A 711-nucleotide genomic window follows, 5' to 3' on the forward strand; every position below is an offset into this window, starting at 1 on the left:
GGAACGAGGAGGAGGAACGCTGGATCTCCGACGCCGAGACAGCAGAAGTCCCGTTCACCGCGTTCACCAGCAAGAAGAAGGCGTTCCACACCACCGCCCGGCTGATCGTGCGCCGCGTGAAGCGGCTGAACCCGAAAACGGTGCCCGAGGGGCAGAGCGAGCTGTTCGCCGTCTGACGCCACCACGTGATCTTCACCGACAGCGTTTTCGTCCTGACCGACGCGGAACCGATGCACCGCGCCCACGCCGCGGTGGAACAGGTCTTCGCCGATCTGGAGGACTCCGCCCTGGCTCATCTGCCCTCGGGCAAGTTCACCGCGAACACGGCCTGGCTCACCCTGGCGGCAGCCGCCTACAACCTCACCCGCGCCGCCGGCCGCCTCGCCTCCATCTCCCATGCCAAGGCGCGGGCCGGCACGATCCGTCGTCACCTCGTCCACATCCCCGCCCGCATCGCACGCCCGGGACGACGGATCGTGCTGCACCTGCCCCCACACTGGCGCCAGGCCGATGACTTCACTGACCTGTGGACCGCCCTCGGGCAGCGGATGCAGACCTGACAACCGGACCCTGCCGCCCACCCACAACCCGGAAGACCTCGGAGAACCCGCCACCGGCAGCGGCCAGCCGGAAAACCGACCCGCCCGCAACCAAAAATCCGCCCCAAAAGCAGTCACACCGCGTGATCAGAAATCACGCAGTGGATCGAGG

General features: G+C 67.5%; 1 protein-coding gene. It reads left to right on the forward strand.

Annotated features, from left to right (window positions below; translation table 11 throughout):
- Positions 1-185: 185 nt before the first annotated feature.
- Positions 186-560, forward strand: a complete 375-nt coding sequence (locus IH13_RS36375) for a transposase (protein ID WP_051835731.1) — start codon at positions 186-188, stop codon at positions 558-560.
- Positions 561-711 lie beyond the last annotated feature (151 nt).

Source organism: Streptomyces sp. NRRL WC-3549 (genome assembly GCF_000721935.1).
GTDB lineage: Bacteria > Actinomycetota > Actinomycetes > Streptomycetales > Streptomycetaceae > Streptomyces.